Genomic DNA, 25,229 nt, shown 5'->3' on the forward strand with positions numbered 1-25,229 from the left:
TAAACCGCTATGCTAAAATAAGTGACTGACTTCATGAAAACAGTATAGTGAATAGACCTCAAAACCTATCCTATTATATTATATTGAGTATTCATCTACCCGATCGGCTTATTAGAGCAAAGATGCAGTAGATATTGTCATTTTTTTAAACTTTAAAAATTTTTTAGATGAGTTCTCAACTTCCACAGCTAAACTACAAGGGGCACGAAAAAGCCAAATTAACCCTTCACCTATTCCTCCAAATTATTGGAAAAATACGTCTGATGAAGACGCCAAGAAAAAATCACTGGTGGTATGTGACAGAGTATCTGGATACAAATGGCTTTACGACCGGACCTATTCCATTTAACAATGGTATGGACACTTTTAAGATTACGATGAATACCCAGGCTCATCAGTTAGAACTAGAGAGTAGTGAGGGTAAAAAAGATGCTTTTACTTTGAGCAATGGGCTTAGCGTAGCTAGTTTTTACCAGCAACTCACTGACAAGCTAAACGCAATGGGCATAGAAGTCAATATTAAAGACAAGCCTTACGATCTTGAGGTAAAAGATCCATTCGGTACCATTGAAGATTATCATCATTACGATCCTGAGTACACTTACACCTTATGGAAAATTATGCTTTGGGTTGATGGTGTTTTTAAAGAATTTAGCGGAAGATTTTACGGAAAAACCTGTCCGGTACATCTTTACTGGCATTCTATGGATTTGGCCGTCACCCGTTTTTCAGGGAGGAAAGCTCCACCTATGGACCCAGGTGCTCGCATATCTGACAAAGATGCCTATACCCACGAATGTATCAGTTTTGGTTTTTGGGCAGGTGATAATAATATGCAGGAGCCTGCTTTTTATTCCTACACCTACCCTTCACCGGATGGCTTAGGCTCAAAAGAACTTAAACCTGAAAGTGCTCAGTGGGTGGTTAGTAATGGCAGCCCTATGGCCATACTTACTTATGATTCGCTAAGGAAGGCTGCGAAGCCTAGGGAAGAGCTATTAGCATTTATGGAGTCAGCTTACCAGGCCGGAGCTAAACAGGCAGGCTGGGATGTTGGAGAACTTAGTGTACCTACGCTTAAAGAGTTATAAAAAAAGCAACCTCTTTGAGGTCGCTTTACTATCTTTAATTGGCAGTTTATTGCTGCTTACACATGAAATTTCTCTTTGATATTTTCTGTAACCACCATACCATCAAACAAGTTGATTACACGATTGGCATAAGTAGCGTCGTGGGGTGAGTGCGTAACCATTGCAATGGTGGTACCTGCTTTGTTCAGTTCAGAGAGCAGGCTCATCACTTCCTCCCCATTAGTAGAATCCAGATTACCAGTAGGCTCATCCGCCAGTATAAATTTTGGGTTGGCAACTACAGCACGAGCTATAGCTACACGCTGCTGCTGACCACCAGATAGCTGTTGTGGAAAATGGTTTCTTCTGTGCATAATATTCATATGCTCAAGAGCTGCTTTCACCTTTTTCTCACGTTCTGCTGAGGGCACTTTGAGGTAAAGCAGTGGAAGTTCCACATTTTCATGTACTGTAAGCTCATCAATCAGGTTAAAGCTCTGAAACACAAAACCAATATTTCCTTTTCTCAATTGAGCACGCTGGCGCTCTGAGTAACGAGAAACTTCATGGTCCATAAAGTGGTACTCACCACTAGTAGGGTTATCCAGTAGGCCCATAATATTGAGTAAAGTAGATTTTCCGCAACCAGAAGGGCCCATTATGGCTACAAACTCTCCTGTCTTAATTTCAATATTAATTTCGTTGAGGGCGGTAGTTTCAACTTCGTCTGAGGTAAAGACTTTCTTGAGGTTATGCGTACGAATCATAGTGTTGGGTTTTAAAGTCTAAGGAATAGTATTGTGAAATTGAGCTTTAGTAGTTTTAAATATTATCACTTACCTGTATCAGAAAACAGACTCATTTTATTGCTAGCTGATTATTAGGCAATTACTCTGAACTAAATACAATATATCAGATAGAATTTTCAGTATTACTAACTTCAAAGTTTAATAAGAATTAAACATGAGTAGCATTTACGACTTATGCTGTTAGTGAATACCTTTAAATTTTATACGAAGAAATTGTCCTTCTTCAGCCACTTTAAGTATTGCTTATAAATAAGCTGGCTTTAATTTTTAAAATACTAATACCTCGTTTTCACCAAAATTTTCATATGATGAAGTAATAACTTTCTCGCCTGGTTCCAGCCCTTCTAATACTTCGTAATGCTCAGAGTTTTTTCTACCCAGACTAATTTCTCTAATATAAGCTCTGCTTTCGTCATTGTTAAGCACAAATATCTTGTTACCTCCGGTATCTCTAAAGAAACCTCCTGTAGGGATAAGTACAGCTTCTTCTGAACTACCTAGCTCCAAACGCAATCGTAATGACTGACCTCTACGAATTCCACTTGGCACTTCACTCACGAAACGCATATCTACTTCAAAATTACCTTCAGAAACAGTCGGGTATTTCTTATAAATTTCTAATCTGTAGGTTTTACCGTCAAAGTCAAAAGTACCTTGCTGGCCTACTTCAATACGAGGCAGATAAAGTTCATCTATGGCTACCCGTATTTTAAAGCTATCTAATATCGCTACCTGCCCCAGTCTTTCGCCACGGTCAATAGACTGCCCTGGTTCCCAGTCAGGAGTAGTTAAAAGCCCTTCGCGAGGAGCGGTAATAGTCAAATTGTTTAATAAATTTCCTACTGCATCCAGGCTCTTCAACATCCTGTCTTCAGACATTCTGATTTGGTACAGCTGCATCGCTCTGGAAATAGAATCTGATTTGTATGCTGCATAAGTAAGGTCGCGTCGGCGAAGATTATATTGATATTCCTCCTGCACCTCTTCTAATTCGCGTTGTGAGATAAGCTTTTTTTCTGCCAACTCTTTGTAACGGTCAAACTGGGGCTTTAAAAGTTGAAGCTGATATTCAATTTGTGCGAGTTCAGCTTTTTGGTTCAGATCGTTCTGGTCCAGTTGCAACCTGGTAGTACGCAATATATTGAGTTGCTCATAAAGTTGAGCTTCACGGTTCATCACATCCAGTTGCAGGTTGGAGTTTGATAACCGCATAATTGTGTCTCCTTTTTCTACCAAAGCTCCAGATTCTAGTTTAATATCCTGCACTACTCCACCTTCTACTGCATCCATATAAATAGTTTGACTGGGCATGACTATTCCAGTTTCTGGTATGTACTCCTGAAACACCTGACGGCTAACGGTAGAAATGGTAATTTTTTCTTTTTCGACATTAAGTTTAGACCTATGGTCAGCAAAAAGGAAGCTATATAGGATAAACGACAGCAAACCCACGCCCAGTACGAGGCCTATAATTCTGCCTTTTGTCCACTTCTTTTTTTCTATTTTACGATCCATTCCCATATCCAGAGTATTTTGAGGTAGTGCTTAAGGTTAAGCTAGCATCTTGGTTTAGTGTTAAATATCAAGTATACAAGTTTTACACAAATTATACTTTACTGCTCACCTAAACTTTACGAACACTATGCCAAAGGCCATATCGGCTCGGATAGGCTGCATTTGGCTTTTTTGCTTTTTCCAGGTGTACGCTAACGAACATTTTTTGTACGTTTGTGTACGTTAGTCCAAGAAATCGCTTAAATTAAGAATCAGCTATAATTTAAAAATGAATGACCTGGAATGCCCTATAATGCGACATAGCCCCCTTTTGACATCATAGCGCCGCCAAGCGAGGGCATCGGTACAGTCTTTGACTTTTTAATGGAAAGCGAATACAACCTCATTCAATAATCCTATGAGCAGAAAAATAAATAAAACAGGTAAAATACTTATCATTGACGACAATGAAGACGTGCTGCAAGCAGCCAAGATTTTCCTGAAAAGACACTTCCTCCAAGTAGATACAGACAAAAACCCAGGAGCTATTCCCGCACTCATCAGCAATGAACAATACGATGTAATACTGCTGGACATGAACTTTACCAAAGACGTTAGCAGTGGTAAAGAGGGTTTTTTCTGGCTGGATCAGATTCTGGAACGCGACCCTTCTGCCGTAGTTATTATGATTACTGCCTATGGTGACGTAGACATGGCGGTAAGAGCAATAAAAGAAGGCGCTACCGACTTTGTGCTTAAGCCCTGGAACAATGAAAAACTGCTGGCTACTGTGCTGGCAGCTATGCGATTGAGAGAGTCGCGCCACGAAGCACATCAGCTACGCTCCCAGCAGGAAATCATGAATGAAGATATCAACTCCAAGTACAAAGATATTATTGGTAGCAGTCCATCTATGCTCAAAGTTTTTGAGACTATTGAACAGGTAGCCGGCACCGATGCTAATGTGCTTATCTTAGGGGAAAACGGTACTGGTAAAGAGGTGATTGCCAGAGCAATACACCGCCGCTCCAAACGAGCAGACAATGTATTCATCAGTGTAGATTTAGGCGCAGTAACTGAAACACTTTTTGAAAGTGAACTTTTTGGTCATGTAAAAGGCGCATTTACAGATGCCAAACAAGATCGTGTTGGAAGGTTTGAAGCAGCCTCTGACGGCACCTTGTTTTTAGATGAAATAGGAAATCTATCGTTACCGCTACAGGCCAAAATGCTGACGGCGCTACAAAGTAAAAAAATTACACCTGTAGGTACTAACAAGATGATAGATGTAGATGTGCGCTTTATCTTTGCTACCAACATGCCTCTCTACGAAATGGTAAAGAAGAATGAATTCAGACAGGACTTACTTTATCGTATAAACACTATTGAAATTCACCTACCTCCTTTACGAGAACGTCTGGATGACCTAGAGCCTTTGGCCATGCACTTTCTAGGGGTTTATTCAAAAAAATACAATAAGTCTATCCACTCTATTAGCCCCAGCGCTATCAAAAGAATGCAAAAGTACCATTGGCCTGGCAACATTCGTGAGCTACAGCACTCTGTGGAGCGTGCCGTAATCCTTAGTAGCAAACCTACCTTGCAGGCTGAAGACTTCTTTTTTAATGCGGATAATTCAAAACAAAGTGAAAATCAGGAAGAACTGCATATAGAAAAGTACGATCTGGAAGAAGTAGAAAAGCTGCTAATCAGAAAAGTCCTGAAAAAACACAATGGCAATATATCTAAAGCAGCCGGAGACCTTGGCCTCACCCGTGCTTCGCTGTACCGTAGGCTAGAAAAGTATGATATTTAACCGATTTGAATGGGCACTACTGGTCAGAATTTTACTATTATCTGCCAGTATGCTGCTCTGCCTGTATTTTATTTTCTATACAGAAAGAATTGCCAGTGGTGTTATTATTTCGCTACTGGTAACTTACCAGATTTATGAGCTCTATCAGTATGTTTTAGAAACTAACCGTAAACTCACCCGCTTTCTGGAGGCTGTAAAATATTCTGACTTTACAGCGGGATTCAATAGGGATAGCAAATTAGGCGAAAGCTTTGGCAACCTTAACCGGATGTTCAATGAGGTATTTGATGCGTTTAGGAAGGCGAGAGCCGAGAAAGAAGAACACTGGCAGTATCTTAAAACGGTAGTTCAGCACGTAAATGTAGGGCTTCTCTCCTATGATGAGTCCGGTAATATTGAACTGGTAAACAACACCGCCAAAAAATTTCTGAGAACCAACCAGCTAAATAAAATTGGTGATCTGGCAAGAGTAAATTACGATTTGTATCAGATTATTAACCAACTACCACCAGGCTCTAAAACATTATTTAAACCCAGTCCTGACCTTCACCTATCTATCAATGCTACTGAGCTCCGCCTGAGAGGCAATACTTATAAGCTGGTATCTATCCAGAATATCCTTTCGGAACTTCAGCAGCAGGAAATTGAAGCCTGGCAAAACTTAACAAAAGTACTGCGACATGAGATCATGAACTCTATCACCCCTATTGCATCTCTTGCAGGTACAGCTATAGATATCATTCATGAGGATGTCGTATGTGATAATGGCATGGTCTCATTCAACCAGGAGTCGTACGATGATATCACAATGAGCCTTAGAACTATTGAAAACCGCACTAAAGGCTTAGTAACGTTTGTAGAAGCCTATCGGAACTTTACGAGTATACCTCAGCCTGAATTTGAAAGGGTACGTATAGACGAAATCATTAAAGAAGTAGTACAATTAGTTAAGGTGGGTATTGCAAAAGAAAATGCCAGGATTAATGTCAATATCAATCCTCCTCAGCTTATTGTCAGGATAGATCCACGCCTTATTGAAATGGTATTAATTAACCTTCTTAAAAATGCCTGCGAGGCAATGGAAGAAATAGAGTCTCCAGTGATAGATGTAACAGTCTATACTGACCACGAACAGAGAGTTTTTATAGAGATAACTGATAATGGTCCTGGTATAGAACCTGAAGCTTTAGAAAAAATATTTATTCCATTTTATACGACAAAAAATCATGGCTCTGGTATTGGTCTTAGTCTTTCTCAGAGGATTATGCAAATGCATCATGGAAACCTGACAGCCAGATCGGTTGTAGGTAGCGGTACAACGTTTACATTACAGATATAAAAAAAAGCAACCTTTTTGGTTGCTTCAATTCAATACACCTTTATGTTTGCAGCTTATGAGGAGGCTTTCTCAGTTTTATCCTGCTCTACAGAAACCTGCTGAGTTTTTTGAATCTTTTTGTCTGGGTTTACAGAATAAGTAGGGCAAATATTAGTATAGCAGCTACTCATTAATATTCCGGCAAATAAGGCAATCGCTAATTTCTTCATTGTTTTGCTATTTGTTTTACCTCAAAGTAATAGTGATTATAAAAAAAATACAATCCCATTCCATTAAGCATATTACAATGTAAGAAAGCTACAGTTCAGGAATAATTATATTTAATCTATCTATTTACTACAATTAAAGCTATTAGTAAATGAAATATACAATCAACACTCTAAATCAATCTAAAGAGAATAGCAACTGTATTTTAATTGTTGATTTAACATTTTGATGTACGCATTCGTACACTAGCTTTTCAAAAACGGACGCTTTAAAATTTAAAAAGCTTATTTATAAGGCTAATAATTAAGATTTTCTGCTGGCATACTTATTGGCAAACTCTATTACAATCCTTAAAACCTTACTTACTCATGCTAAAATTGATAGATGTAGACAAATACATACAGTCACGCTTTAAGAAAACTTTTATTCTCAAAGGCATTGATCTGGAAGTAAAACAAGGTGAGTTTCTGACGATCATGGGACCTAGTGGGGCGGGCAAATCCACCCTACTTAATGTAATTGGTTTGTTAGATCCCCCATCTGCCGGAGAGTATTACCTGCTAGACCAGCCTGTACATAAATTAAAAGAGAAAAGAAGAAGCGAGCTCCAGAAGCATACAATCGGCTATGTCTTTCAGGCCTATCATCTGATTGATGAACTTACCGTTTTTGAAAATATAGAAACTCCCCTCCTGTACCAAAATATGAAAGGTAAAGAGCGTAAGGCAAGAGTGGCAGAGCTTTTAGACAGGTTTCAAATGGTTGCAAAAAAAGATCTGTTTCCTGAACAGCTTTCAGGAGGACAGCAGCAATTAGTAGGTGTAGCCAGAGCTATAGCGGGTAAACCTAAGCTATTACTAGCCGATGAGCCAACCGGCAACCTACACTCCGAACAGGGTAAAGAGGTAATGGAGCTTTTTAAGCAACTTAACAAAGAGGGCATGACCATCATACAGGTGACACATTCTGAAGAGAACGCCCGCTTTAGCGACCGCATTATTCAGATCGTTGATGGAGCTTTACAAAGCGATGAAATTATACAAAAAGAACAAGAAGCCTGATATGCATAAGTTTATAAATTTTGCTGCTTTAAGCATTACTTTGCTGTTATCCATCACTCCTCTCATAGCGCAAGTCCAAGATTCTACCCTAACCTACGACGAGGCCGTAAGTATAGCTCTCAGAGAAAATATTCAGATTAGGCAGCAGGAAAATATTTTAGAAACTGCGCGTGCCGAAAGAGCACAGGCTTATGCTAACATGGCTCCAAGCCTAAACTTCGGTGCTACCGGCCAGCGGATTTACGGACGACAGTTTGATAATACAACCGGTAGGTTTACTGAGCAGAAAGTAGATAGACTGTATGGGGGCTTAAGTGCAGAGCTTACTTTGTTCAATGGGTTTGCGATAGTAAATACCATTAAACAAAGACAGAAAGCTGCCGAAGCTCAGTTTTACCAAATCAACCAATCTAAGCAGGATGTCATCTTTAGTGTTTCTCAGCAGTACCTTCAGGTGTTACTTAACCAGGAGCTACTTAGAATAGCAAAATCTAATCTAAAACAGCAAAACGAACTTGCTGCAAGCATCAAAATTTTTGTAGAAACTGGTACTCGTAATATAGCAGATCAATACAACCAGGAATCGGAAGCTCGTAAAGCAGCCTTATCTGTAGTAGAAATGGAAAACCAGCTCACCGTAAGTAAAGTGCAGCTCATTCGTACGCTACAAATAGACCCTTTTGAAAACTGGATTTTTACTGAACCCGATTTTAATGAAGAAATTGTACTGGAAGAACGCTCTTCTATGGAAGACATGTACAATACCGCCATTGCCAATCGTTACGACCTCAAACAACAGACAAATAATATAGATGCCAGTAAATATGCGCTAAGAGCTACAAAGAGCCTCTACTACCCCAACCTCTCGCTAGGCTACGATTTGTACTCTCAGTACTCTAATCTGGATGAAGAAAATAATCTGGAAAAGCAGCTTTTTGATATTAATAACTCTCAGGTGATATCGTTAAGGTTGAATGTACCAATTTTTAACAACTTAAGTACCAGAACCAGAATCCAGAGAAGTAAACAGGAGCTAAATAATGCGATGCTTGATCTTGAAGATTTAGAGCGCAACATTTTTGAGCAGTTGCAGACAGCAATAGCTGACTACAATACAGCACAGGAAAGAATTGTTGCTGCTGAGGCTCAGGTAAAAGCAGCTGAGAAAGCGCTGGAAGCTGAAAAAGAAAGATTCAGGCTAGGTGTTGGCAATATTCTGGATTTAAACAGAGTCAATGCTGCTTATGTTGAAGCGTTATCTACGCAGGCCCAGGCAAATTATCAGCTAATCTTTCAAAAAACAGCTTTAGATTATTATCAGGGTACACTGGACAATTCGTTATAGGCTTACTACAAACTAAGCCCACGAAAGGAGTCACGTTACAGTATTAAAGAGTGACTTCTTTCTACTGATGTTTTGCCTAGTTTGTAGCCTCTAATAGAGTATTTTCTGTAAAGTTTGCATTTTCAAGGATGTCTCCAGCCATTCTTTCTCTGCATCAGAATCGGCAGTAACACCTGCCCCGGCATATACCAAAGCTTCTTTTTCCAACAGCTGCATACACCTTAGGTTGACAAATACCTGTATCTGATCTTCTATATTTACAGGTCCGAGAAAACCCGCAAATAATCCTCTATCATATTTTTCATGAGCTTTTAAAAAATCCAGGGCAGGCTCTTTAGGCAATCCACAAACTGCGGATGTAGGATGTAGTAACTTTAACATTACAGAACCCAGCTCAGGAAAATTAACCTGCTCCATATCTACGCTAAAATCTGTGCGCAGATGAAGTAAATTGCCAGCAGCTACAGTATGAGGCCCATCTTCATCAAATTCTCTGAGGCGGATCTTCTTAAAACTATTAATAATATAGCGACTCACCATAGCCTGTTCTTCTATTTCTTTACTTCTCCAGGCAGCATTTTTAACCGCCTCTTTGGTGTCGTCACCATCTAATTTTTGGGTACCCGCCAGGGCCATAGTTTTAAATATGTTTTTCCCATCTTCTACAAAAGTACTGACAAGTATTTCAGGCGAAGCTCCTATCCAGGTACCTAATCCGGGCATTGCAATAGCTGAAACAAAAGCGTGCGGATACTGTATGCACATTTTCATGAAAGTAGTAGCAATATTAAAGTTATCAGGTAACTGAATATATTGGCAGCGCGATGGCACTACTTTCTTAAATTTATGTGCTGCAATTTGTTGCTTAGCCAACTCTACCAGTTCTACAAAGTCCTGATGTTTCATTTCCGGGTAGTGGTCCAGTACCTGCACGTTTACATGGTAATCAGTGGTAGCAGGCAGATCGTTTTTAGCCAATAGCTCTAAAACTTCTTCTTTAACATTCAGGCAATTGCTGGCTTCTGCCCTGGGTGTAGTGGGTGCATGCAATTCACGGGAAACACTGTCAAAGTGTAAATCTGCATGTATGTAATTAGCTCGTTGTTCAGGCTGCGTATAATCTTTTGCAAACGGGCTGACAACAAAGCCAGGAAACATATTTTCCAGTTCAAGACTTACTTCTTTCACCTCCCCGGAGGTATCCATAATAATATGCTGTTTATCTTCTTCGGGTAGTTTCCATGCGGCAATAGGATAATGCCTCTGCTTGCTAATATCTAGAAAAAGAGAAAATATTTGTTGGGTATCTATGCTGTTTAATGCTTCTGTCTTGGTGGCGTTCTCCATAAATCCTAGTCTACTTTCTTATCAATTACGGCTACGGTAAGTCGGCTAATGCATACCAGTTGCTCATCCTCATTGGATATACGAATCTGCCAGACCTGTGTTTTTTTCCCTAGATGCACTGCTTCCGCTATTCCGTAAACATACCCTTCTTTAACTGATTTTAGGTGGTTGGCGTTCACCTCAAGCCCCACACAATATTGCTTAGCACTATCCACACAAAGATTTGCAGCAATACTACCCAGAGTTTCTGCCAGCACTACAGATGCACCACCATGTAGTAGCCCCATTGGTTGGCGCGTACGATTATCTACCGGCATCTTACCCGCTAAACTCTTAGCACCCACCGCGGTTAATTCTATACCCAGATGCTCACACATATTGCCTTTACATAGCTTGTTGGCTGTTTCAAGGCTCAAATTAGTATCTATCATAAAATGACTATCTTCGTGATTTTTAAAACACACAAAAGTGATGCAAAAAAAGACAATTTATTTAATAAGACACGGACAAACTGAATATAACAGAAAAGGCGTAGTACAGGGTAGCGGAATAGATGCCCCACTTAATGATTTTGGACGAACTCAGGCCCAGGCCTTTTATGCAGCATATAAAGATGTTCCCTTTCAGCATGTGTATACCTCAGTATTGCAAAGAAGCATACAGTCTGTAGATGCCTTTCTGAAAATGGATCTTCCACACACCAAGCTTTCTGGACTAAACGAAATTAACTGGGGGGTAAAAGAAGGCAAAGTAGCTAATGCAGAAGATAGTGAATACTATGCTTCGGTTATCAGATCATGGAAGTCCGGCGAGTTGGATAAAGCTATTGAAGGTGGCGAAAGCCCCAATATGGTAATGGAGAGACAAAAACCTGCCCTGGATGCTATACTATCCCAGCCTGAGCAGGAGACGGTGCTGGTGTGTATGCATGGCAGAGCTATGCGCATATTTTTATGCCTTATGCTAGGCCTGGATCTCAGAAGAATGGATGAGTTTGAGCATGCCAATCTATGCCTCTACCTTCTGGAATATGATTATGAGCAGCAGAAGTTTGAAGTATTGCGTGCCAATGATCAATCTCATTTACCGGAGCTACCCAAATTTGCTGAAGAAGATAAAAAACCTTAATTGATTTGGATAGTTATATAGGTGTACTTGTTAAATCAATTTTTTACAGCAAGCTTATTTTTTTATGGAATTTAATCCCAAAGAGATCACACTTATTTACAATTTTAACAAGCAGGGTGACCGCGAGGCCCTTGCTTATGCCAAACAGATGGCTGTAAATGTAAATGAGGTGGATATATCCAAGACACCACCTACCGAAAGGCAAATCGCACAACTTTTGGATAAACTAGGTGTGAGTGTAGAAGAATTAATAGACGTAAAATCAGACGTCTATAAAGAACAATACAAGGATAAAAGTATGGATGAGGCTGATTGGCTGGGTGTGCTTAAGCACAATCCAAATTTGATGAAGACTCCTATCGGAATACTGGGCGACAGATCAATTGTATGCGATCTTCCCAGTCATATTTTATCATTAGACAAAGGACAAGGTTTTGATCAGAATATGAAAACCTGATGCATATATATAAAAGCACAAATATGAGGGGGTACAAACGTCCCCCTTTTTTTATGGGCAAAGGTTAATTTAATAGTATAACATTTTGTTCAAAATTGGACATTGTCGTTCGTTAATGAACATTAGAAAAACGTGACAGGCCGTAAAATAACGTCTAGCGTGTATTCGGTGGAGTGGCATCAAACTTGAAAAGTCTAAATCAAGCTATTGCTACATACTCAACTATACACTCCTATGTGGAAGAACTACTTTAAAATTGCCCTTCGTAATCTCCTCAAACACAGACGAATTACCATCATCAATTTACTGGGTCTCAGTATTGGAATTGCTGCATTTTTATTGATCTTCCTGTTCGTACAATATGAGCTAAGCTATGATCAGTACCACACCAAGCGTGATCGTATTTATCGTGTTTCGCGAGAGTGGTTAAATGATAATAAAGAGAGTAATCTACACCTGGGCCATCTCGCTCCGCCATTTGGTCCATACTTAAAGGCTGACTTTCCTGGAATTATTGAAGAGTCTGTTCGTTTAACATCTTTTAATGCGCTGGTAAGCAATGAAGAAAAAGATTTGCATATAGTTGAAGAACATTTCTTCTTCGCTGAGGAAGGGCTATTCAATATATTCTCCTGGAACCTGATAGAAGGAAATGCAGAAATTCTATCTGACCCAAAAGCAGTAATTCTGACAGAAACTGCCGCCAAGCGATATTTTGGAGATGAAAAAGCAATGGGTAAAACCTTAATTTTTGAGGGTGATGTAGAGCTTCAGGTAAGTGGAATTATGGAAGATGTACCGCAGAACACACACTTTCATCCACAGATAATTGCTTCTTTTAAGATGGTAGAAGCCTACTTTGGCCGTGAGCAGATGATGCAGAACTGGGGTAGCAATAATTTTTCCACCTTTTTACTACTGGAAGAAGGCCAAACTGCTGAAAACCTGGAGGCTAAAATTCCTGGCTTTATTGACAGTCACCTGGGAGAGTACAATGGTATACCTGCCAGTGAGACTAATCTGCTTCACCTCTGGCCAATTACTGATGTACACCTTTACTCACAGCTAGATAGTGAAATTGAGCCTAATGGTGATATTAAATATGTATACATTTACAGTGTTATCGCCTTATTCATTCTCATTATTGCCTGTATCAATTTTATCAATCTGGCTACAGCACGTTCTATGCGCCGGGCTCGTGAAGTAGGTGTACGCAAAGTTATGGGTGCTTTTCGTACTCATCTGATCAGGCAGTTTTTAACAGAATCTATTTTACTTACGCTACTTTCACTGGCAATAGCCATTGTACTTCTGAGCCTGATTTTGCCGGAGTTCAACAATTTTGTGCAAAGAGAGATACAATTTGCACTAAATAGTAATCTGGCGCTGATGGCTTTGCTAATTATCCTTCTGGTAGGGGTAGTGGCTGGTAGTTACCCTGCCTTTATACTCTCTTCATTTCAACCCTGTACTATTTTACAGGCAAACCAACAACCTAAAGGCAAGCATCCATATTTGAGGTCTGCCCTTGTTATCTTGCAGTTTACCATATCTACAGCTCTGTTTATTGGTGTAATTACTGTAGAAAAGCAGTTAGCTTTTATGCAAAACAAATCTCTTAATTTTAACGAAAAGCAATTAGCTGTACTACCTATCAATGAGACTATTGCTGCGCAGTATGATAATATTAAAGACAGACTACTACAGCAGGAAGGAGTAAGCGCTGTTAGTAAAAGTAGCCGTGTTCCATCTGGCAGACTGTTAGACTCTCAGGGTATTCGGGCAGAAGTTGGTAATGAAATGCAGGATGTTAAGTTTAGAGTAGCCGACATAGAAGTAGACCATGACTTCTTTAATGCCTTTGAAATTAGCTTTCTGACAGGCAGAAATTTTGATCTTCAGAGGGCTAGTGACTCTACAGAAGCATTTATTATCAATGCCTCAGCAGTTACCGCTATGGGCTGGACTTCAGCAGAAGAAGCGCTGGGTAAAAAAGTAAATTATGGAGGCGGTAGCAGAATTGGTAGCATTATCGGAGTGGTAGATGACTTTCATTTTGAGTCTTTGCACCAGCCTATTGCTCCAATTATCTTTCTAATCGCAGACCAAAGAAATAACAATCTGACCGTAAGAATTGACCAGCAGCATTGGGATAAGACCATAGCCTATCTGAAAGAACAATGGTCTTACTTCATGCCGAATGTTCCGTTTGATTATTATAAAATAGAAGATCGTTTTCAGGAGCAATATGATGCAGAGGAGAGGTTAAGCAATGTCGTTACCTATTTCTCTGTCTTTGCTCTGATTATTGCTGCCCTGGGACTTATTGGTCTGGCTTCTTTTACGGCGGAGCAGCGTTTTAAAGAGATAGGCATTCGCAAAGTAATGGGAGCATCAGTATGGCAGATTTTACTACTCTTCTCCAAAAAGTTTACAGTGCTGGTACTAGTCGCGCTTGCCTGTGCTAGTTTCTTAGCTTACTACATCATGGACAAGTGGCTAGAAACTTTTCCTTACCATAGCGAAATTCCCTGGTGGAGTTTTGTACTGGCAGGTACGGCATCACTGATAGTAGCATGGATTACTGTGGGTACCCAAACATTTAAGGCAGCCAACAGCAATCCGGTAAGAGTACTAAGAGACTAATTAGGCTAAGCTTGTAGTACGGCAACTTCCTGAAGTTTTTCCACCAGCTTTTCACTATACGAGACCATTTTTGCTATCTCTAGAGGGTTGGTGAGCCTCAGGTGCCGAAATATCAATAGTTCATTTCCGTTGCTTTCCAGATGGTATATTTCACCTTTCTCAAAGAAATGAATCAGTTCTGGGTTAAATAGTTTTCTTATTGCTTTTTCATCAGGTCCCTGTACCAGAAATTTCTTTGAGAAATTTTTATACTCATTAAAGTCAATGTCTTTTTGTTCGGCTATAAGTGACATTCTATCCAGAAACGATTCTTCTTCCATAGAAAACTCAGCGATACTAAAAGGTAGCTTAAGCACTTCTACAGTAAGGCGATAGGTTTCAAAAGTGATAAAGGCATTTCTTAAAGCAATATCACAGATTTTCCACTGTACATCCAAATGGCTATTTTCCCCATGTATCTGGTTCTTCTGATACTCTACCGGCTTTGATTTAAAAAAGATAAAATCTTCAAAGTCACTTACATTCCAGTCAATATCCGGTTGATAAGTCCATTGATTGTTAGCGGCAAGTTGTTTAAGCTCTAGTTGCCTGCGAGTAAGACGAATCTTTTCAGGGCGCGGCGTTTCCAGTACATGCAATGCATACGGATGATGCGAAGACGTTTTGTGTACATCCAGACCAGTAAAATGAAACTCACCACCATTACGATTGTATTTCTCAGCATGTTCGTGCAGGTACTCCAGCACGGTAAAATCTACCAAACGTGCATGCGAGAAGTCCATTATGATTTTCTTATCCGATGATAGCGATTTGAGCTTGTTTTGCAATTTTAAAATATTACTAAAGTTAACTACACCTTTAACCTTAAACAGATAGGTGTGCTCTCTTTCCTGTACAATTTTTACTGAAGGTTCTCGGGTATAGCGCATAAACAAATCAAAGGGCATCCTGCTTTTATACAAGTGTAGCATAAGTGTAAAGGCAATACCTATGAACAAACCTGTAACCAGGCTAAAACTAAGGATAGCTATCAGAGTGACAGATAAAATAGTTAGCTGTTCCCAACCTTGCTGGTAAGCACTTTGAAAAACTTTTGGGGATACCAATTTATAGCCTGCAAAAATTAAAATTACAGCCAAGGCAGCAAAAGGGATAAGCTGAAAAAGCCACAACAAAAACCAGCACTATAAGCCCATGCATCATATTAGACCAGCGGGTTTTAGCACCGTGGTTAATATTTACAGAACTTCGTGCGATTACAATAGTAATGGGTAAGCCTCCTAAAAAGGCTGACACAATACTGGCTACACCAATCCCTAGCAGGTCGCGGTCCAAATCTGTTTTCCTTTTGTAAGGGTCCAGCTTATCTACAGCCTTGGAGCTTACCAAAGATTCAAGACTGAGCACTACGGCAATCAGTACAACCATAAGCCAGAATATGGGCTGATCTATTTTTGAAAAGTCAGGAAAAAACAAACCCTGAGTGAGCTGAGCAGGGATTTGTACCAGATAGTTTTCATCTATTACCATCCATGACTCTTTGCCAATCATTTGGGAAAGTGGCTTAAACGCGTAATACAATGGAATAGCAATAAACAACACCCACATGGGGGCTGGTATATATTTGACATACTTGTTGTCTATTTTAGGATAACAAATAAGCATCAACAGGCAGGCTGCAGAAATAAACAGTATAAATGGATTAAGCTTAAGAATATTCTTAGGAATTTCTATGAGCATGCCTAAAGTGGAATTTGCTTCACTTTCTACACCCAGTGCTGTATGGATTTGCGTTCCTAATATGATTAAACCAATAGCTGCTAACATGCCTTGTATAGCAGCAGCGGGCACCAGATTGGCCAACTTACCCAATTTGAGCATTCCTAAAATTAGCTGAATGACACCAGCCATAACAAAGGCAGCCATCGCATAAGGAACCCCCGACTCGCCAGGCCCTCCCAACTTGTCTATGGCTTCTATGGCTACTACAATGAGGGCATTGGCAGGGCCGTTTATTCCAACATGGCTTCCTCTAATAAATGTGGTAACTACACCACCTATAACAACAGATATAAGACCGGAAACGGGAGGGACACCGGCAGCTACGGCAATTCCTAGTGCCAGGGGTAGCGCTACTAAGGCAACACTTAAGGCTGCGGTCAGATCGTTTTTCCAATATTGTTTTAATCCTTTCCACCCTTTCGGTGGCACTTCATCAGGGTTAATTGTTAACATTCCAAGGTTTTAAGAGAACTTCAATTTTAAATATAGAAAAAAAGTATAAAGTGAGAAATTCAAGGGGTAAGCTCTCTTAAAACTTAAGTAGGATTAGCTATCTACTTTTGTATAAACGGTAAGAAATTGCAGTGATGCTTAGTATGAGTAATGCTGCTGCTATGGCAGCGTAGGTGAATACTTCCTGACTTTGCCCTTCTTTAAAAGCAATTGCCACATACCCCCAAACAAATACAAGCGCATACACCAAATTTCTGCTTTTACTACTTACTACTGAAGCTAACACTAATCCTATGGCTAGCATTACTGATACCCACATACTTTCACTAAGCCCCAAAAGTGGAAGGTCACTGTATTTGAATAGAACCGCAAGGTTTACTATTGTAGCAATTGAGATCCATCCCAGATACAAACCAAAAGGTACTTTAACCCACATTTTTATGGAGGGTTTTATCTCATCACTTTTTTGAAGTATAGCTACTATTTGGATCAGACTAGCCAGAATTGTAACCATAATGAGATTACTAAGCGCAATTTGCTCATACTGAAAAGCAGGCAGCCATAAACTGGTAGTAACAAAACTAACAATCGCCCATTTGCCAATATTGTCGTACACCTTTTGTGAAGGTGAAGCCCAGAATGCCTGGTAAAATACATATATACCTAAACTTAGGTAAATCAGTCCCCAAATTGAAAAAGCATAATCAGCAGGAGTAAATAGCGTAGAGTATTTGTCTGATACTTCACCATTTGTTTGCCCATTGAAAGGTAAAGTCTGTGAAATGTAATTGACAACTATGGTAGCTATATAAAATAATACCACTGCCCATCGTATGGTCTTAACTTGTCTGATTTGATTCATGATTTTTTTCTATTACGACACGCCAGAAAAAAAAAGGTTTGCCAGCGCTGTACTTTTCCGGTAATGATAGTTTAATTCATCATTTTAATTTACAGCAACCAAACCTTATCATGTTAAAAAAACTTCTCTTGCTGGTTCTTCTGGCATTTCCTCTTGTATTGTGGGCACAACCACGTCAGCAAATGGTCCAGGTAGTAGTGTCCCCTGATCACGACGACTGGATGTATCAAACCGGAGAGCAGGTAAACTTTACTCTTCAGGTACTCAAAAATGGCAACCCTATCAATGGTATTGAAGTCAGCTACAAAATTTCACCGGATATGATGCCGGTTAGGGAAAGTAAAACAATCACAATTAATAACGGTGAGTACGAAGTAAAGGCAGGTAGTTTGAAAAACCCTGGCTTTTTGAGGTGCATAGCTAAAGTTGAAATAGAGGGTAAAACTTATGAAGGAAAGGCTACTGCTGCCATCAGTCCTTTGGAAATACAGCCCACTGTTAAAGAGCCGGATGATTTTTGGGATTTCTGGATGCAGGCTAAAACAGAGGCGGCTAACATACCGCTTGAGCCAGTACTTACCCTAATGCCAGAGCGCTGCACAGACAAGGTAAATGTGTACCATGTAAGCATTAACAATTTTCATGAGAGAGCTAAAGTATATGGCATCTTAAGTATACCAAAAGCTGAAGGTTCGTACCCTGCGATCTTAAATGTACCTGGAGCAGGTGTAAGGCCCTATCATGGAGATATCTCTATGGCAGAAAAAGGCGTGATCACTTTTCAAATTGGTATACATGGCATACCGGTAAACCTACCGGCAGAGCTATATGACAATCTTCGCTATGGCGCTCTTAATGGCTATTGGAATGCCAATCTGGATGACAAAGATGACTATTACTACAAAAGAGTATACCTCGGCTGTGTAAAAGCAATTGACCTGATTGAGAGCCTGGATGAATACAACGGTAAACTTGCTGTAGAAGGTGGAAGTCAGGGAGGAGCACTTGCGGTAATTACCACTGCCCTGGATGAAAGAGTTCAATACTATGTTTCCTACTACCCAGCTTTGAGCGATATGGTAGGGTACTTACACGGAAGAGCAGGTGGATGGCCTCATATGTTTGCAGAATATAAAGAACAGCCTTCAGAAGCGGACCCTAATGAAGCAAATACATCCAGTTACTATGATGTAGTAAATTTTGCAAGGCATATTAAAGTCCCTGGCTATTTTTCTTGGGGATATAACGACCAGGTCTGCCCCCCTACTACCACTTATTCGGTATACAATGTAGTAACTGCCCCGAAGCAATTGCTGGTAGCTCAGGAAACTGCCCATTGGCGCTATCCGGAGCAGGTTGAAAAAACAGACCAGTGGCTATTAGAGCAATTAGGTGTTAAAAAGACTGCACTTAAATAATTAAATATATGGGCTATGCTTTACTGCTTAGCCCATGTAGACATTTAATCCTCAGTAAGTTTCATATCGCTTTCATTTTTGGTAAATTATGGTACTCCCGCTAAAGAGCGTTTAGCAACGTTTTCTTTCCTATCGTTTATCAAAAATCCTCTCTGCGCTATGAAAGTGTACGACAACCAACACATCAAGAATGTAGTCTTGTTGGGCAGTCCCAAGTCCGGCAAAACTACACTGGCAGAAACCATGTTGTTTGAAGCCGGACTGCTTAACCGACGTGGTACTGTAGAAACTCATAACACAGTTTCTGATTTCCATGACATTGAGCACCAAAGAGAAAATTCAATCTATGCCACACCTCTGCACACCGAATGGAGAGGTTACAAGATCAACATCATTGACACTCCGGGACTGGACGATTTTATTGGTGAAATAGTCTCCTCAGTGAGAGTAGCTGATACCTGTGTGCTTACTATCAACGCTCAAAATGGAGTAGAAGTAGGCACTGAAATTATCTGGAACTACATTAATCAGTTTCGAAAACCTAGCATTATTGCAATCAACCAGCTAGACCACAACAAAGCTGACTTTGAATCTAGTCTGGAGTCTTTAAAAAGTAGCTTAGGGGATGCTGTAGCCCTCATGCAGTACCCATTTAATCCAGGTGAGGGTTTTAACGCAATCATTGATCTCCTTAAAATGACCATGTATGAGTTTCCTGAAGAAGGAGGACGCCCAAAAAAATTACCAATTCCCAAGTCAGAAAAAGAAAAAGCCGAACAACTTCACAATGAGTTGGTAGAAAAAGCAGCTATCAATGATGAAGCTTTAATGGAGTTGTACTTTGAGCAAGGTAATCTTGATGAAGATCAGCTTCGTAAGGGCTTACGTTTAGGAATGCTTAAACATGATGTATTTCCGGTATTCTGTATTTCTGCCAAACAAAACATGGGTAGTGGCCGCCTGATGGGTTTTATAGATAACGTAGCACCCAGTGCTACTGACCTTAGCAGTATTACTACTGAAGAAGGTGAACCTTATGAATGCAAAGCTGATGGAAAAGTCAGCTTATTTATTTTTAAGACTATGATAGAGCCTTATCTGGGCAAAATATCATTCTTTAAGGTATGCTCTGGAGAAGTGAGTCTGGGCATGGATCTAATAAATGCAGAAACCGGTACAACCGAAAGGTTAAACCAGCTATTTATCATGGACGGCAGCGAGCGTCACCCTGTGCAAAAACTACTTGCCGGAGATATAGGAGCTACTGTAAAGCTTAAAGACAGCAGCACTAACCATACACTACATGAACCGGGCTACCCAGTTAAACTGGCTCCTATGATCTTTCCTGAACCCAGAATTAGGGTAGCCATAGTAGCAGAAAGTAAAAATGATGAAGAGAAACTCAGCGAAGTCATTAAAGATCTGCATGAAGAAGACCCAACCCTTAACATTGAGTTTTCTAAAGAATTGAAGCAACTCATTCTGTCTGCTCAGGGAGAGCTTCATCTCTCTATAACGCAATGGAGGCTGGAGCATATTTATAACCTGAAAATACACTATGAGGATCCCAGAATATCCTACAGAGAGACTATACAGAAACAGTCAAATGCTAATTACCGGCACAAAAAACAATCTGGAGGGGCTGGACAGTTTGCCGAGGTAAGTATGACCATTCTCCCTTATACCGAAGGTATGGATGACCCTTCTGGATTTAATATCCGCGATAAGCAGGTAATAAAACTGGCTTGGGGAGGCAAACTGATATTTTACAATTGTATTGTCGGTGGAGTAATTGATGCTCGGTTTATACCTTCTATTCTTAAAGGAGTTATGGAAAAAATGGAAGATGGTCCTATTACGGGTTCTTATGTACGTGATGTTTGCGTCTTGGTCCACGATGGTAAAATGCACGCAGTAGACTCTAATGACATCTCCTTTAAAATTGCTGGGCTACAGGCTTTTAAAAGAGCTTTTCTAAATGCTGATCCTAAAATAATGGAGCCGGTAAATGACCTGAAAGTGATGGTTCCCGAAGAATTAATGGGTGAAGTAATAACCGACTTACAAACCCGAAGAGCGCTAATTACTGGAATCAATACTAAAAATCAATACCAGTTAATTCAGGCTAAAGTTCCTCTTAAAGAAATAACGCACTATAGCAGCGCGCTAAAATCTATCACACAGGGGCGCGCCAGTTTTAGTACACAGTTTTCAGAATACGCACCCGTACCATTTGAACTTCAGAAACAGCTGATGAACCAGCAAACCTTAGTTGAGGCTTAAAAAAAAAGGCTACCCGAAAAGGTAGCCTTCAGTTTTTTACTTTCATTATTTACTCAGCAGCATTAGCGCCAATATCTCCCTGAGCTACAATAGTAGCCAAGTTTAGAGCACTCTGGTGGATATTTATATATCCGTCAAACTCAGTTAAATCATTGTAGGTGATTTCTTTGTTATTATCCAAAGCTACTACATTGGTACGGCTTATACCATCTTCACCAACTACATTCATTAAACTGATAGCAATTTCTCCACCTTCTTCCGCAGAATTATAGTGGATATGCGCAGGATGATTGTCCAGAGCATTAGTGCCTTCTACATCCAGCATCACTAAAGTATAACCACTATTCCTTTCGTAGAAAGTAGCCGTTCCGCTAACACCTGAACCTTCTACTTCGGCTAGTGGATAGCTTACTGAAGTTCCGGTTAACTGATTCTGTCCAATGTCTCCCTGGGCTACGATGGTGCCCAGATCGTTGGAGCTTAAATGCACATTAATATATCCATCGTAATCCAGCAGATCAGCATAAGAGACTTCGCTGCCATCATCAAACTGTCGTATGGTAGTCATGCTAATTCCGGTAGTACCGTTTACATTACTCAAAGAAACAACAATACCACCACCTTCTGCTGCTGTGTTTGCATGTATGTGCGATGGGTGCTGCCCTCCTTCTGGTGTACCGTCCAAGCTGATAGTTAGCAAAGAGTTACCATTTTTGCGTTCTGCGAGTATTGCAGTACCACTGATACCTTCAACAGCACGTTCACCCAAATCATAGGTTACAGATTCGCCGGTAAGTTCGTTACCACCGATATCACCTTGGGCAACAATGGTTCCTAAAGCATCCGCACTCAAATGTACATTTACATAACCATCGTAATCAACAATCGTCTCATATTTAGCAGAATCACCATTGTCAAAGAAAGTAAGATTGGTCTTACTCATACCAGTTGTTCCATTTACCGGATTAAAGGTAAGTGCAATAGCGCCACTTTCAACATAAGAGTTTTGGTGGATATGCGCAGGATGTGATCCACCCTCAGGCGTACCCTCCAACATAATAGTAGCAAGGACCTCTTTATTATTTCTCTCGGCAAAAGTGATTTCTCCAGAAATACCATCAACGGCTCTTTCAAACAGTGTGTAAGTGATTTCGTTACCATTCAACTCATTCTGTCCGATGTCACCCTGCGATACCACGGTGCCCAGATTGTCTGCACTTAAATGCACATTTACATAGCCATCATATTCCAGCAGATCATCATACATTACTTCTCCACCATCATCAAAAGAGCGAATGTTGGTAACACTAACACCTGTGCTTCCATTTACAGGATTAAATGAAATAGCTATTCCACCACCTTCAGCAGCTGTGTTCTGATGAATATGCGCAGGATGTGATCCACCATTAGGAGTATTTTCTAATGTAATGGTGGCTTTAGTAAAGCCATTTTTCCTTTTTTCCATGAGTAAAGTACCGCTAATGCTGTCCTCGGTCATAAGACCTAAATCATAAGTTTTAGAATCACCACTAAGTTCGTTACCACCAATGTCTGCCTGAGCAATAACTGTCAGATCACTTTCACTCAAGTGTACATTCACATAGCCATCGTAGTTCTCTATATCCTCCAGGCTAAGATTTTCCAGAGTAGTAAGGCTCTCCCCTCTGCTACCATCTACTGGAGTAAAAGTTACCTCAACATCTCCTGTTTCTACGGCAGAGTTTGCATGAATATGTGCAGGATACATCTGTCCATCTTCTAGACCTGCCAGTTTAATCAGTGCAACGGTATTTCCTTCTTCTTCATAAAACTTGATAAAGCCATTTACACCTGATGTGTTTCTTTCATCAAGAATGTAAGTAATAGCACCTTCTATAGGAGCTTCACCTATTCCTTCATCCTCTTCTTCGCATGACCACACAAACAGCATGGCACAAAGTGCTAAAGACCAGGTTGTGAAGGAACGGATTCCCTTGTAATAGTTTTTGTACATACAGAAAATATTTTGGTTGAAAAAACTAAGGGTAAAATAAAATCATTTTACCACACACACAATTAATAAGCTAAATATTGAAATTTGTGTAAACTTAGGCAATTTAGTTAAAGTATAGTTGCTTAACTCCTATTATTACTTACTCTGCATCTGTGGTTTATTTAAATATTAGCCTTTACTAAAGCCTTCCATTCTTCTTCTAATGAACCAGTAAATTCATTTTTACCAGCACGATGATACCAATAGCGGGCATTTGACAAATCACCTTCTTTTCGGTGAAGATATGCGTGTATCCACGATCCCATATTTGAGTGAATATCCTGAGCTATGTTATGTGAGCTTTCCCAATCGTCCCGGGCATCATACCAAAGTGCTAAAAGTTGAGGGTTTACCTTCTCAGGGGCTTTACTTTGTTGTGTGCTAGCCACAAAATCTTCAAAAGTCATGATAATCATTAGTTTGGTTATAGTAAACAAACTTAGTAGCACAATGCACAATATCTACACTAAAACTGTTAAATTGTTTAAGATAATGCTCTAACTATTTTTATGAAATTCCACATACTCAACGGGGATGCCCTGGCAGAACAGCTAGATAGGACAAAGATCACAGGTAAGCGTATTATTTTTAGAGAATGCCTGATTGAGGGAAATGTTCAAGCGCCTGACCAGAATACTTTCTGGGATAAGAGAGCAACTTTTATTAGTAAGTGCTACTCTATCTCTAAAAATGAGTACATGCAAAAAACTAAAGCTGAGTTTGAACAGCTTCTGGACGTTCCGGAAAATAGTACTATTTACCTTTGGTTTGAGAGAGATTTATTTTGTCAGGCAAATTTATGGTTTGCCGTACATTATTTATATCAACTTATTAAAGAAAGAAATCTTTACCCTTTTCTTGTTTTGCCAACTCATGAACGCTGGACTGGTTTTGGTGAGATGGATGAAGCTGAATTAAACAAGGCTTATGACCTTAAACTTGTACTCTACGCCAAAGACCTGAAATTCTTTGCAGATATGTGGAGTGCATACCGCGATCACCAATTAGAAGAAATGAAACAGCTAGCTTATCTCAACAGCAAAAGATACCCCTATATCACCGATGTGGTAGATGCTCATATAGCCAGATACCCCGATAATGGTGAACCCGGAAGGCCTTATCAGCTAACTAAACAAATTATAGAAGAGTTGGAAAGTCAAAAATTTGGAGAGGTATTTCAGGAATTTTGTCGCCGTGCCGGTATTTATGGTTTTGGCGACTTACAATTTAGAAAAATCTTCAATCAGGTTCTTCAGGAGATGCCATAAACACCTCTCCAAATCTATAGTTTAACAGCCAAATTGGTTATGAGGTAGCTTTAACTTTTTAATCTCCTCACAAAACTGAGCCTGATCATCCAGTTTGCCCTCATCTAGTTTGTCTATAAGATCTTCCAGACTTTTTGTATAGTCATCAAAGTTAGCGTCTTTGTTTTCCTCTTTGTACTCTTCAAAAAATGTATTTGAACTATGAGGAGTCGCTAAGAACCTTCTCAATTTATCACGATAATCATTTTTCTGTTCGGTATTCATATCTATTGTGGTTTAGATGAAAAAATAGTCTATCAGATGATGTAACACCTATAGCAACATCTTGTTTTTAGTAATCAACTCACAATTCGCACAGCAATGAGCAAACAATTGGCTAAACTCATAGCTTATACAGTTAAGCTCAAATTTT

General features: G+C 39.8%; 22 protein-coding genes. 11 read left to right on the plus strand and 11 right to left on the minus strand.

Annotated elements, in window-relative coordinates; all coding sequences use genetic code 11:
• Positions 1 to 167 precede the first annotated feature (167 nt).
• Complete coding sequence (locus tag PZB74_RS18955; protein ID WP_302238732.1) at positions 168 to 1,091, plus strand: DUF5996 family protein; 924 nt, start codon at positions 168 to 170, stop codon at positions 1,089 to 1,091.
• A 56-nt stretch (positions 1,092 to 1,147) separates the two neighbouring features.
• On the opposite strand, the gene PZB74_RS18960 is transcribed toward PZB74_RS18955, so the two are convergent.
• Together PZB74_RS18960 and PZB74_RS18965 are read right to left on the minus strand one after the other, a co-directional pair.
• Positions 1,148 to 1,837, minus strand: coding sequence for an ABC transporter ATP-binding protein (locus PZB74_RS18960; protein ID WP_302238733.1), 690 nt, complete (start codon positions 1,835 to 1,837; stop codon positions 1,148 to 1,150).
• Positions 1,838 to 2,146: 309 nt separating this feature from the next.
• Positions 2,147 to 3,400, minus strand: a complete 1,254-nt coding sequence (locus PZB74_RS18965; protein WP_302238734.1) for an efflux RND transporter periplasmic adaptor subunit — start codon at positions 3,398 to 3,400, stop codon at positions 2,147 to 2,149.
• Positions 3,401 to 3,791: 391 nt separating this feature from the next.
• Between PZB74_RS18965 and PZB74_RS18970 the strand changes: the two genes are divergently transcribed.
• Together PZB74_RS18970 and PZB74_RS18975 are read left to right on the plus strand one after the other, a co-directional pair.
• Positions 3,792 to 5,189 carry a sigma-54-dependent transcriptional regulator gene (locus PZB74_RS18970; RefSeq protein ID WP_302238735.1) on the plus strand — a complete coding sequence of 466 codons (1,398 nt, stop codon included), beginning with the start codon at positions 3,792 to 3,794 and terminating at the stop codon, positions 5,187 to 5,189.
• Complete coding sequence (locus PZB74_RS18975) at positions 5,179 to 6,528, plus strand: sensor histidine kinase (protein ID WP_302238736.1); 1,350 nt, start codon at positions 5,179 to 5,181, stop codon at positions 6,526 to 6,528. Before PZB74_RS18970 ends, PZB74_RS18975 begins: the two co-directional genes overlap by 11 nt.
• 53 nt (positions 6,529 to 6,581) lie before the next feature.
• Here the strand turns inward: PZB74_RS18975 and PZB74_RS18980 are convergent, their stop codons facing one another.
• On the minus strand, positions 6,582 to 6,737 hold the full coding sequence (locus PZB74_RS18980) for a hypothetical protein (RefSeq protein WP_302238737.1): 156 nt from the start codon (positions 6,735 to 6,737) through the stop codon (positions 6,582 to 6,584).
• Between the two features lie 366 nt (positions 6,738 to 7,103).
• Between PZB74_RS18980 and PZB74_RS18985 the strand changes: the two genes are divergently transcribed.
• On the plus strand, positions 7,104 to 7,796 hold the full coding sequence (locus PZB74_RS18985) for an ABC transporter ATP-binding protein (RefSeq protein WP_302238738.1): 693 nt from the start codon (positions 7,104 to 7,106) through the stop codon (positions 7,794 to 7,796).
• The gene (locus PZB74_RS18990; RefSeq protein WP_302238739.1) at positions 7,765 to 9,141 is read left to right on the plus strand and encodes a TolC family protein; all 1,377 of its coding nucleotides are present in this window, start codon (positions 7,765 to 7,767) and stop codon (positions 9,139 to 9,141) included. Before PZB74_RS18985 ends, PZB74_RS18990 begins: the two co-directional genes overlap by 32 nt.
• 90 nt (positions 9,142 to 9,231) lie before the next feature.
• On the opposite strand, the gene PZB74_RS18995 is transcribed toward PZB74_RS18990, so the two are convergent.
• Both PZB74_RS18995 and PZB74_RS19000 read right to left on the minus strand, forming a co-directional pair.
• Positions 9,232 to 10,488: a chorismate-binding protein gene (locus PZB74_RS18995; RefSeq protein WP_302238740.1), complete on the minus strand. Its 1,257-nt coding sequence runs from the start codon at positions 10,486 to 10,488 to the stop codon at positions 9,232 to 9,234.
• A 5-nt stretch (positions 10,489 to 10,493) separates the two neighbouring features.
• Positions 10,494 to 10,919 (minus strand): hotdog fold thioesterase, encoded by a 426-nt coding sequence (locus PZB74_RS19000; protein ID WP_302238741.1) that lies wholly within the window; start codon positions 10,917 to 10,919, stop codon positions 10,494 to 10,496.
• Positions 10,920 to 10,959: 40 nt separating this feature from the next.
• On the opposite strand from PZB74_RS19000, the gene PZB74_RS19005 reads away from it, so the two are divergent.
• The 3 genes from PZB74_RS19005 to PZB74_RS19015 all read left to right on the plus strand — a co-directional run bounded on the left by PZB74_RS19005 (position 10,960) and on the right by PZB74_RS19015 (position 14,719).
• Positions 10,960 to 11,616: a histidine phosphatase family protein gene (locus PZB74_RS19005; protein WP_302238742.1), complete on the plus strand. Its 657-nt coding sequence runs from the start codon at positions 10,960 to 10,962 to the stop codon at positions 11,614 to 11,616.
• A gap of 64 nt (positions 11,617 to 11,680) precedes the next feature.
• Complete coding sequence (locus tag PZB74_RS19010) at positions 11,681 to 12,073, plus strand: arsenate reductase family protein (protein WP_302238743.1); 393 nt, start codon at positions 11,681 to 11,683, stop codon at positions 12,071 to 12,073.
• Positions 12,074 to 12,307: 234 nt separating this feature from the next.
• Positions 12,308 to 14,719, plus strand: coding sequence for an ABC transporter permease (locus PZB74_RS19015; protein ID WP_302238744.1), 2,412 nt, complete (start codon positions 12,308 to 12,310; stop codon positions 14,717 to 14,719).
• A gap of 5 nt (positions 14,720 to 14,724) precedes the next feature.
• On the opposite strand, the gene PZB74_RS19020 is transcribed toward PZB74_RS19015, so the two are convergent.
• The 3 genes from PZB74_RS19020 to PZB74_RS19030 all read right to left on the minus strand — a co-directional run bounded on the left by PZB74_RS19020 (position 14,725) and on the right by PZB74_RS19030 (position 17,816).
• Complete coding sequence (locus tag PZB74_RS19020; protein WP_302238745.1) at positions 14,725 to 15,858, minus strand: STAS domain-containing protein; 1,134 nt, start codon at positions 15,856 to 15,858, stop codon at positions 14,725 to 14,727.
• Positions 15,827 to 16,954, minus strand: coding sequence for a SulP family inorganic anion transporter (locus tag PZB74_RS19025; protein ID WP_302238746.1), 1,128 nt, complete (start codon positions 16,952 to 16,954; stop codon positions 15,827 to 15,829). The genes PZB74_RS19020 and PZB74_RS19025 overlap by 32 nt, the downstream gene beginning before the upstream one ends.
• A 97-nt stretch (positions 16,955 to 17,051) precedes the next feature.
• A complete protein-coding gene (locus tag PZB74_RS19030) occupies positions 17,052 to 17,816 on the minus strand; it encodes a TspO-related membrane protein (protein ID WP_302238747.1) in 765 nt (254 codons plus the stop codon).
• A 110-nt stretch (positions 17,817 to 17,926) separates the two neighbouring features.
• Here PZB74_RS19030 and PZB74_RS19035 point away from each other — a divergent pair, with 110 nt between their 5' ends.
• Positions 17,927 to 19,234: an acetylxylan esterase gene (locus PZB74_RS19035; RefSeq protein ID WP_302238748.1), complete on the plus strand. Its 1,308-nt coding sequence runs from the start codon at positions 17,927 to 17,929 to the stop codon at positions 19,232 to 19,234.
• A 159-nt stretch (positions 19,235 to 19,393) separates the two neighbouring features.
• Positions 19,394 to 21,517 (plus strand): elongation factor G2, encoded by a 2,124-nt coding sequence (gene fusA2, locus PZB74_RS19040; RefSeq protein WP_302238749.1) that lies wholly within the window; start codon positions 19,394 to 19,396, stop codon positions 21,515 to 21,517.
• A gap of 49 nt (positions 21,518 to 21,566) precedes the next feature.
• Here the strand turns inward: fusA2 and PZB74_RS19045 are convergent, their stop codons facing one another.
• Both PZB74_RS19045 and PZB74_RS19050 read right to left on the minus strand, forming a co-directional pair.
• Positions 21,567 to 23,510 (minus strand): CHRD domain-containing protein, encoded by a 1,944-nt coding sequence (locus PZB74_RS19045; RefSeq protein WP_302238750.1) that lies wholly within the window; start codon positions 23,508 to 23,510, stop codon positions 21,567 to 21,569.
• A gap of 161 nt (positions 23,511 to 23,671) precedes the next feature.
• On the minus strand, positions 23,672 to 23,956 hold the full coding sequence (locus PZB74_RS19050; RefSeq protein WP_302238751.1) for a hypothetical protein: 285 nt from the start codon (positions 23,954 to 23,956) through the stop codon (positions 23,672 to 23,674).
• A gap of 102 nt (positions 23,957 to 24,058) precedes the next feature.
• Here PZB74_RS19050 and PZB74_RS19055 point away from each other — a divergent pair, with 102 nt between their 5' ends.
• Positions 24,059 to 24,817: a DUF1835 domain-containing protein gene (locus PZB74_RS19055; RefSeq protein ID WP_302238752.1), complete on the plus strand. Its 759-nt coding sequence runs from the start codon at positions 24,059 to 24,061 to the stop codon at positions 24,815 to 24,817.
• Between the two features lie 21 nt (positions 24,818 to 24,838).
• On the opposite strand, the gene PZB74_RS19060 is transcribed toward PZB74_RS19055, so the two are convergent.
• Positions 24,839 to 25,081, minus strand: a complete 243-nt coding sequence (locus PZB74_RS19060) for a hypothetical protein (RefSeq protein WP_302238753.1) — start codon at positions 25,079 to 25,081, stop codon at positions 24,839 to 24,841.
• Positions 25,082 to 25,229: the final 148 nt, after the last annotated feature.

The sequence above is a fragment of the Porifericola rhodea genome (genome assembly GCF_030506305.1).
GTDB classification, from domain to species: Bacteria; Bacteroidota; Bacteroidia; order Cytophagales; family Cyclobacteriaceae; genus Catalinimonas; species Catalinimonas rhodea.

What these genes read in the sequence shown, in the direction of transcription:
- PZB74_RS18955 (WP_302238732.1), top strand. Translation starts at nt 168, where the DNA reads ATGAGTTCTCAACTTCCACAGCTAAACTACAAGGGGCACGAAAAAGCC.
- PZB74_RS18960 (WP_302238733.1), bottom strand. Translation starts at nt 1,837, where the DNA reads ATGATTCGTACGCATAACCTCAAGAAAGTCTTTACCTCAGACGAAGTT.
- PZB74_RS18965 (WP_302238734.1), bottom strand. Translation starts at nt 3,400, where the DNA reads ATGGGAATGGATCGTAAAATAGAAAAAAAGAAGTGGACAAAAGGCAGA.
- PZB74_RS18970 (WP_302238735.1), top strand. Translation starts at nt 3,792, where the DNA reads ATGAGCAGAAAAATAAATAAAACAGGTAAAATACTTATCATTGACGAC.
- PZB74_RS18975 (WP_302238736.1), top strand. Translation starts at nt 5,179, where the DNA reads ATGATATTTAACCGATTTGAATGGGCACTACTGGTCAGAATTTTACTA.
- PZB74_RS18980 (WP_302238737.1), bottom strand. Translation starts at nt 6,737, where the DNA reads ATGAAGAAATTAGCGATTGCCTTATTTGCCGGAATATTAATGAGTAGC.
- PZB74_RS18985 (WP_302238738.1), top strand. Translation starts at nt 7,104, where the DNA reads ATGCTAAAATTGATAGATGTAGACAAATACATACAGTCACGCTTTAAG.
- PZB74_RS18990 (WP_302238739.1), top strand. Translation starts at nt 7,765, where the DNA reads ATGAAATTATACAAAAAGAACAAGAAGCCTGATATGCATAAGTTTATA.
- PZB74_RS18995 (WP_302238740.1), bottom strand. Translation starts at nt 10,488, where the DNA reads ATGGAGAACGCCACCAAGACAGAAGCATTAAACAGCATAGATACCCAA.
- PZB74_RS19000 (WP_302238741.1), bottom strand. Translation starts at nt 10,919, where the DNA reads ATGATAGATACTAATTTGAGCCTTGAAACAGCCAACAAGCTATGTAAA.
- PZB74_RS19005 (WP_302238742.1), top strand. Translation starts at nt 10,960, where the DNA reads ATGCAAAAAAAGACAATTTATTTAATAAGACACGGACAAACTGAATAT.
- PZB74_RS19010 (WP_302238743.1), top strand. Translation starts at nt 11,681, where the DNA reads ATGGAATTTAATCCCAAAGAGATCACACTTATTTACAATTTTAACAAG.
- PZB74_RS19015 (WP_302238744.1), top strand. Translation starts at nt 12,308, where the DNA reads ATGTGGAAGAACTACTTTAAAATTGCCCTTCGTAATCTCCTCAAACAC.
- PZB74_RS19025 (WP_302238746.1), bottom strand. Translation starts at nt 16,954, where the DNA reads ATGTTAACAATTAACCCTGATGAAGTGCCACCGAAAGGGTGGAAAGGA.
- PZB74_RS19030 (WP_302238747.1), bottom strand. Translation starts at nt 17,816, where the DNA reads ATGAATCAAATCAGACAAGTTAAGACCATACGATGGGCAGTGGTATTA.
- PZB74_RS19035 (WP_302238748.1), top strand. Translation starts at nt 17,927, where the DNA reads ATGTTAAAAAAACTTCTCTTGCTGGTTCTTCTGGCATTTCCTCTTGTA.
- fusA2 (WP_302238749.1), top strand. Translation starts at nt 19,394, where the DNA reads ATGAAAGTGTACGACAACCAACACATCAAGAATGTAGTCTTGTTGGGC.
- PZB74_RS19045 (WP_302238750.1), bottom strand. Translation starts at nt 23,510, where the DNA reads ATGTACAAAAACTATTACAAGGGAATCCGTTCCTTCACAACCTGGTCT.
- PZB74_RS19050 (WP_302238751.1), bottom strand. Translation starts at nt 23,956, where the DNA reads ATGACTTTTGAAGATTTTGTGGCTAGCACACAACAAAGTAAAGCCCCT.
- PZB74_RS19055 (WP_302238752.1), top strand. Translation starts at nt 24,059, where the DNA reads ATGAAATTCCACATACTCAACGGGGATGCCCTGGCAGAACAGCTAGAT.
- PZB74_RS19060 (WP_302238753.1), bottom strand. Translation starts at nt 25,081, where the DNA reads ATGAATACCGAACAGAAAAATGATTATCGTGATAAATTGAGAAGGTTC.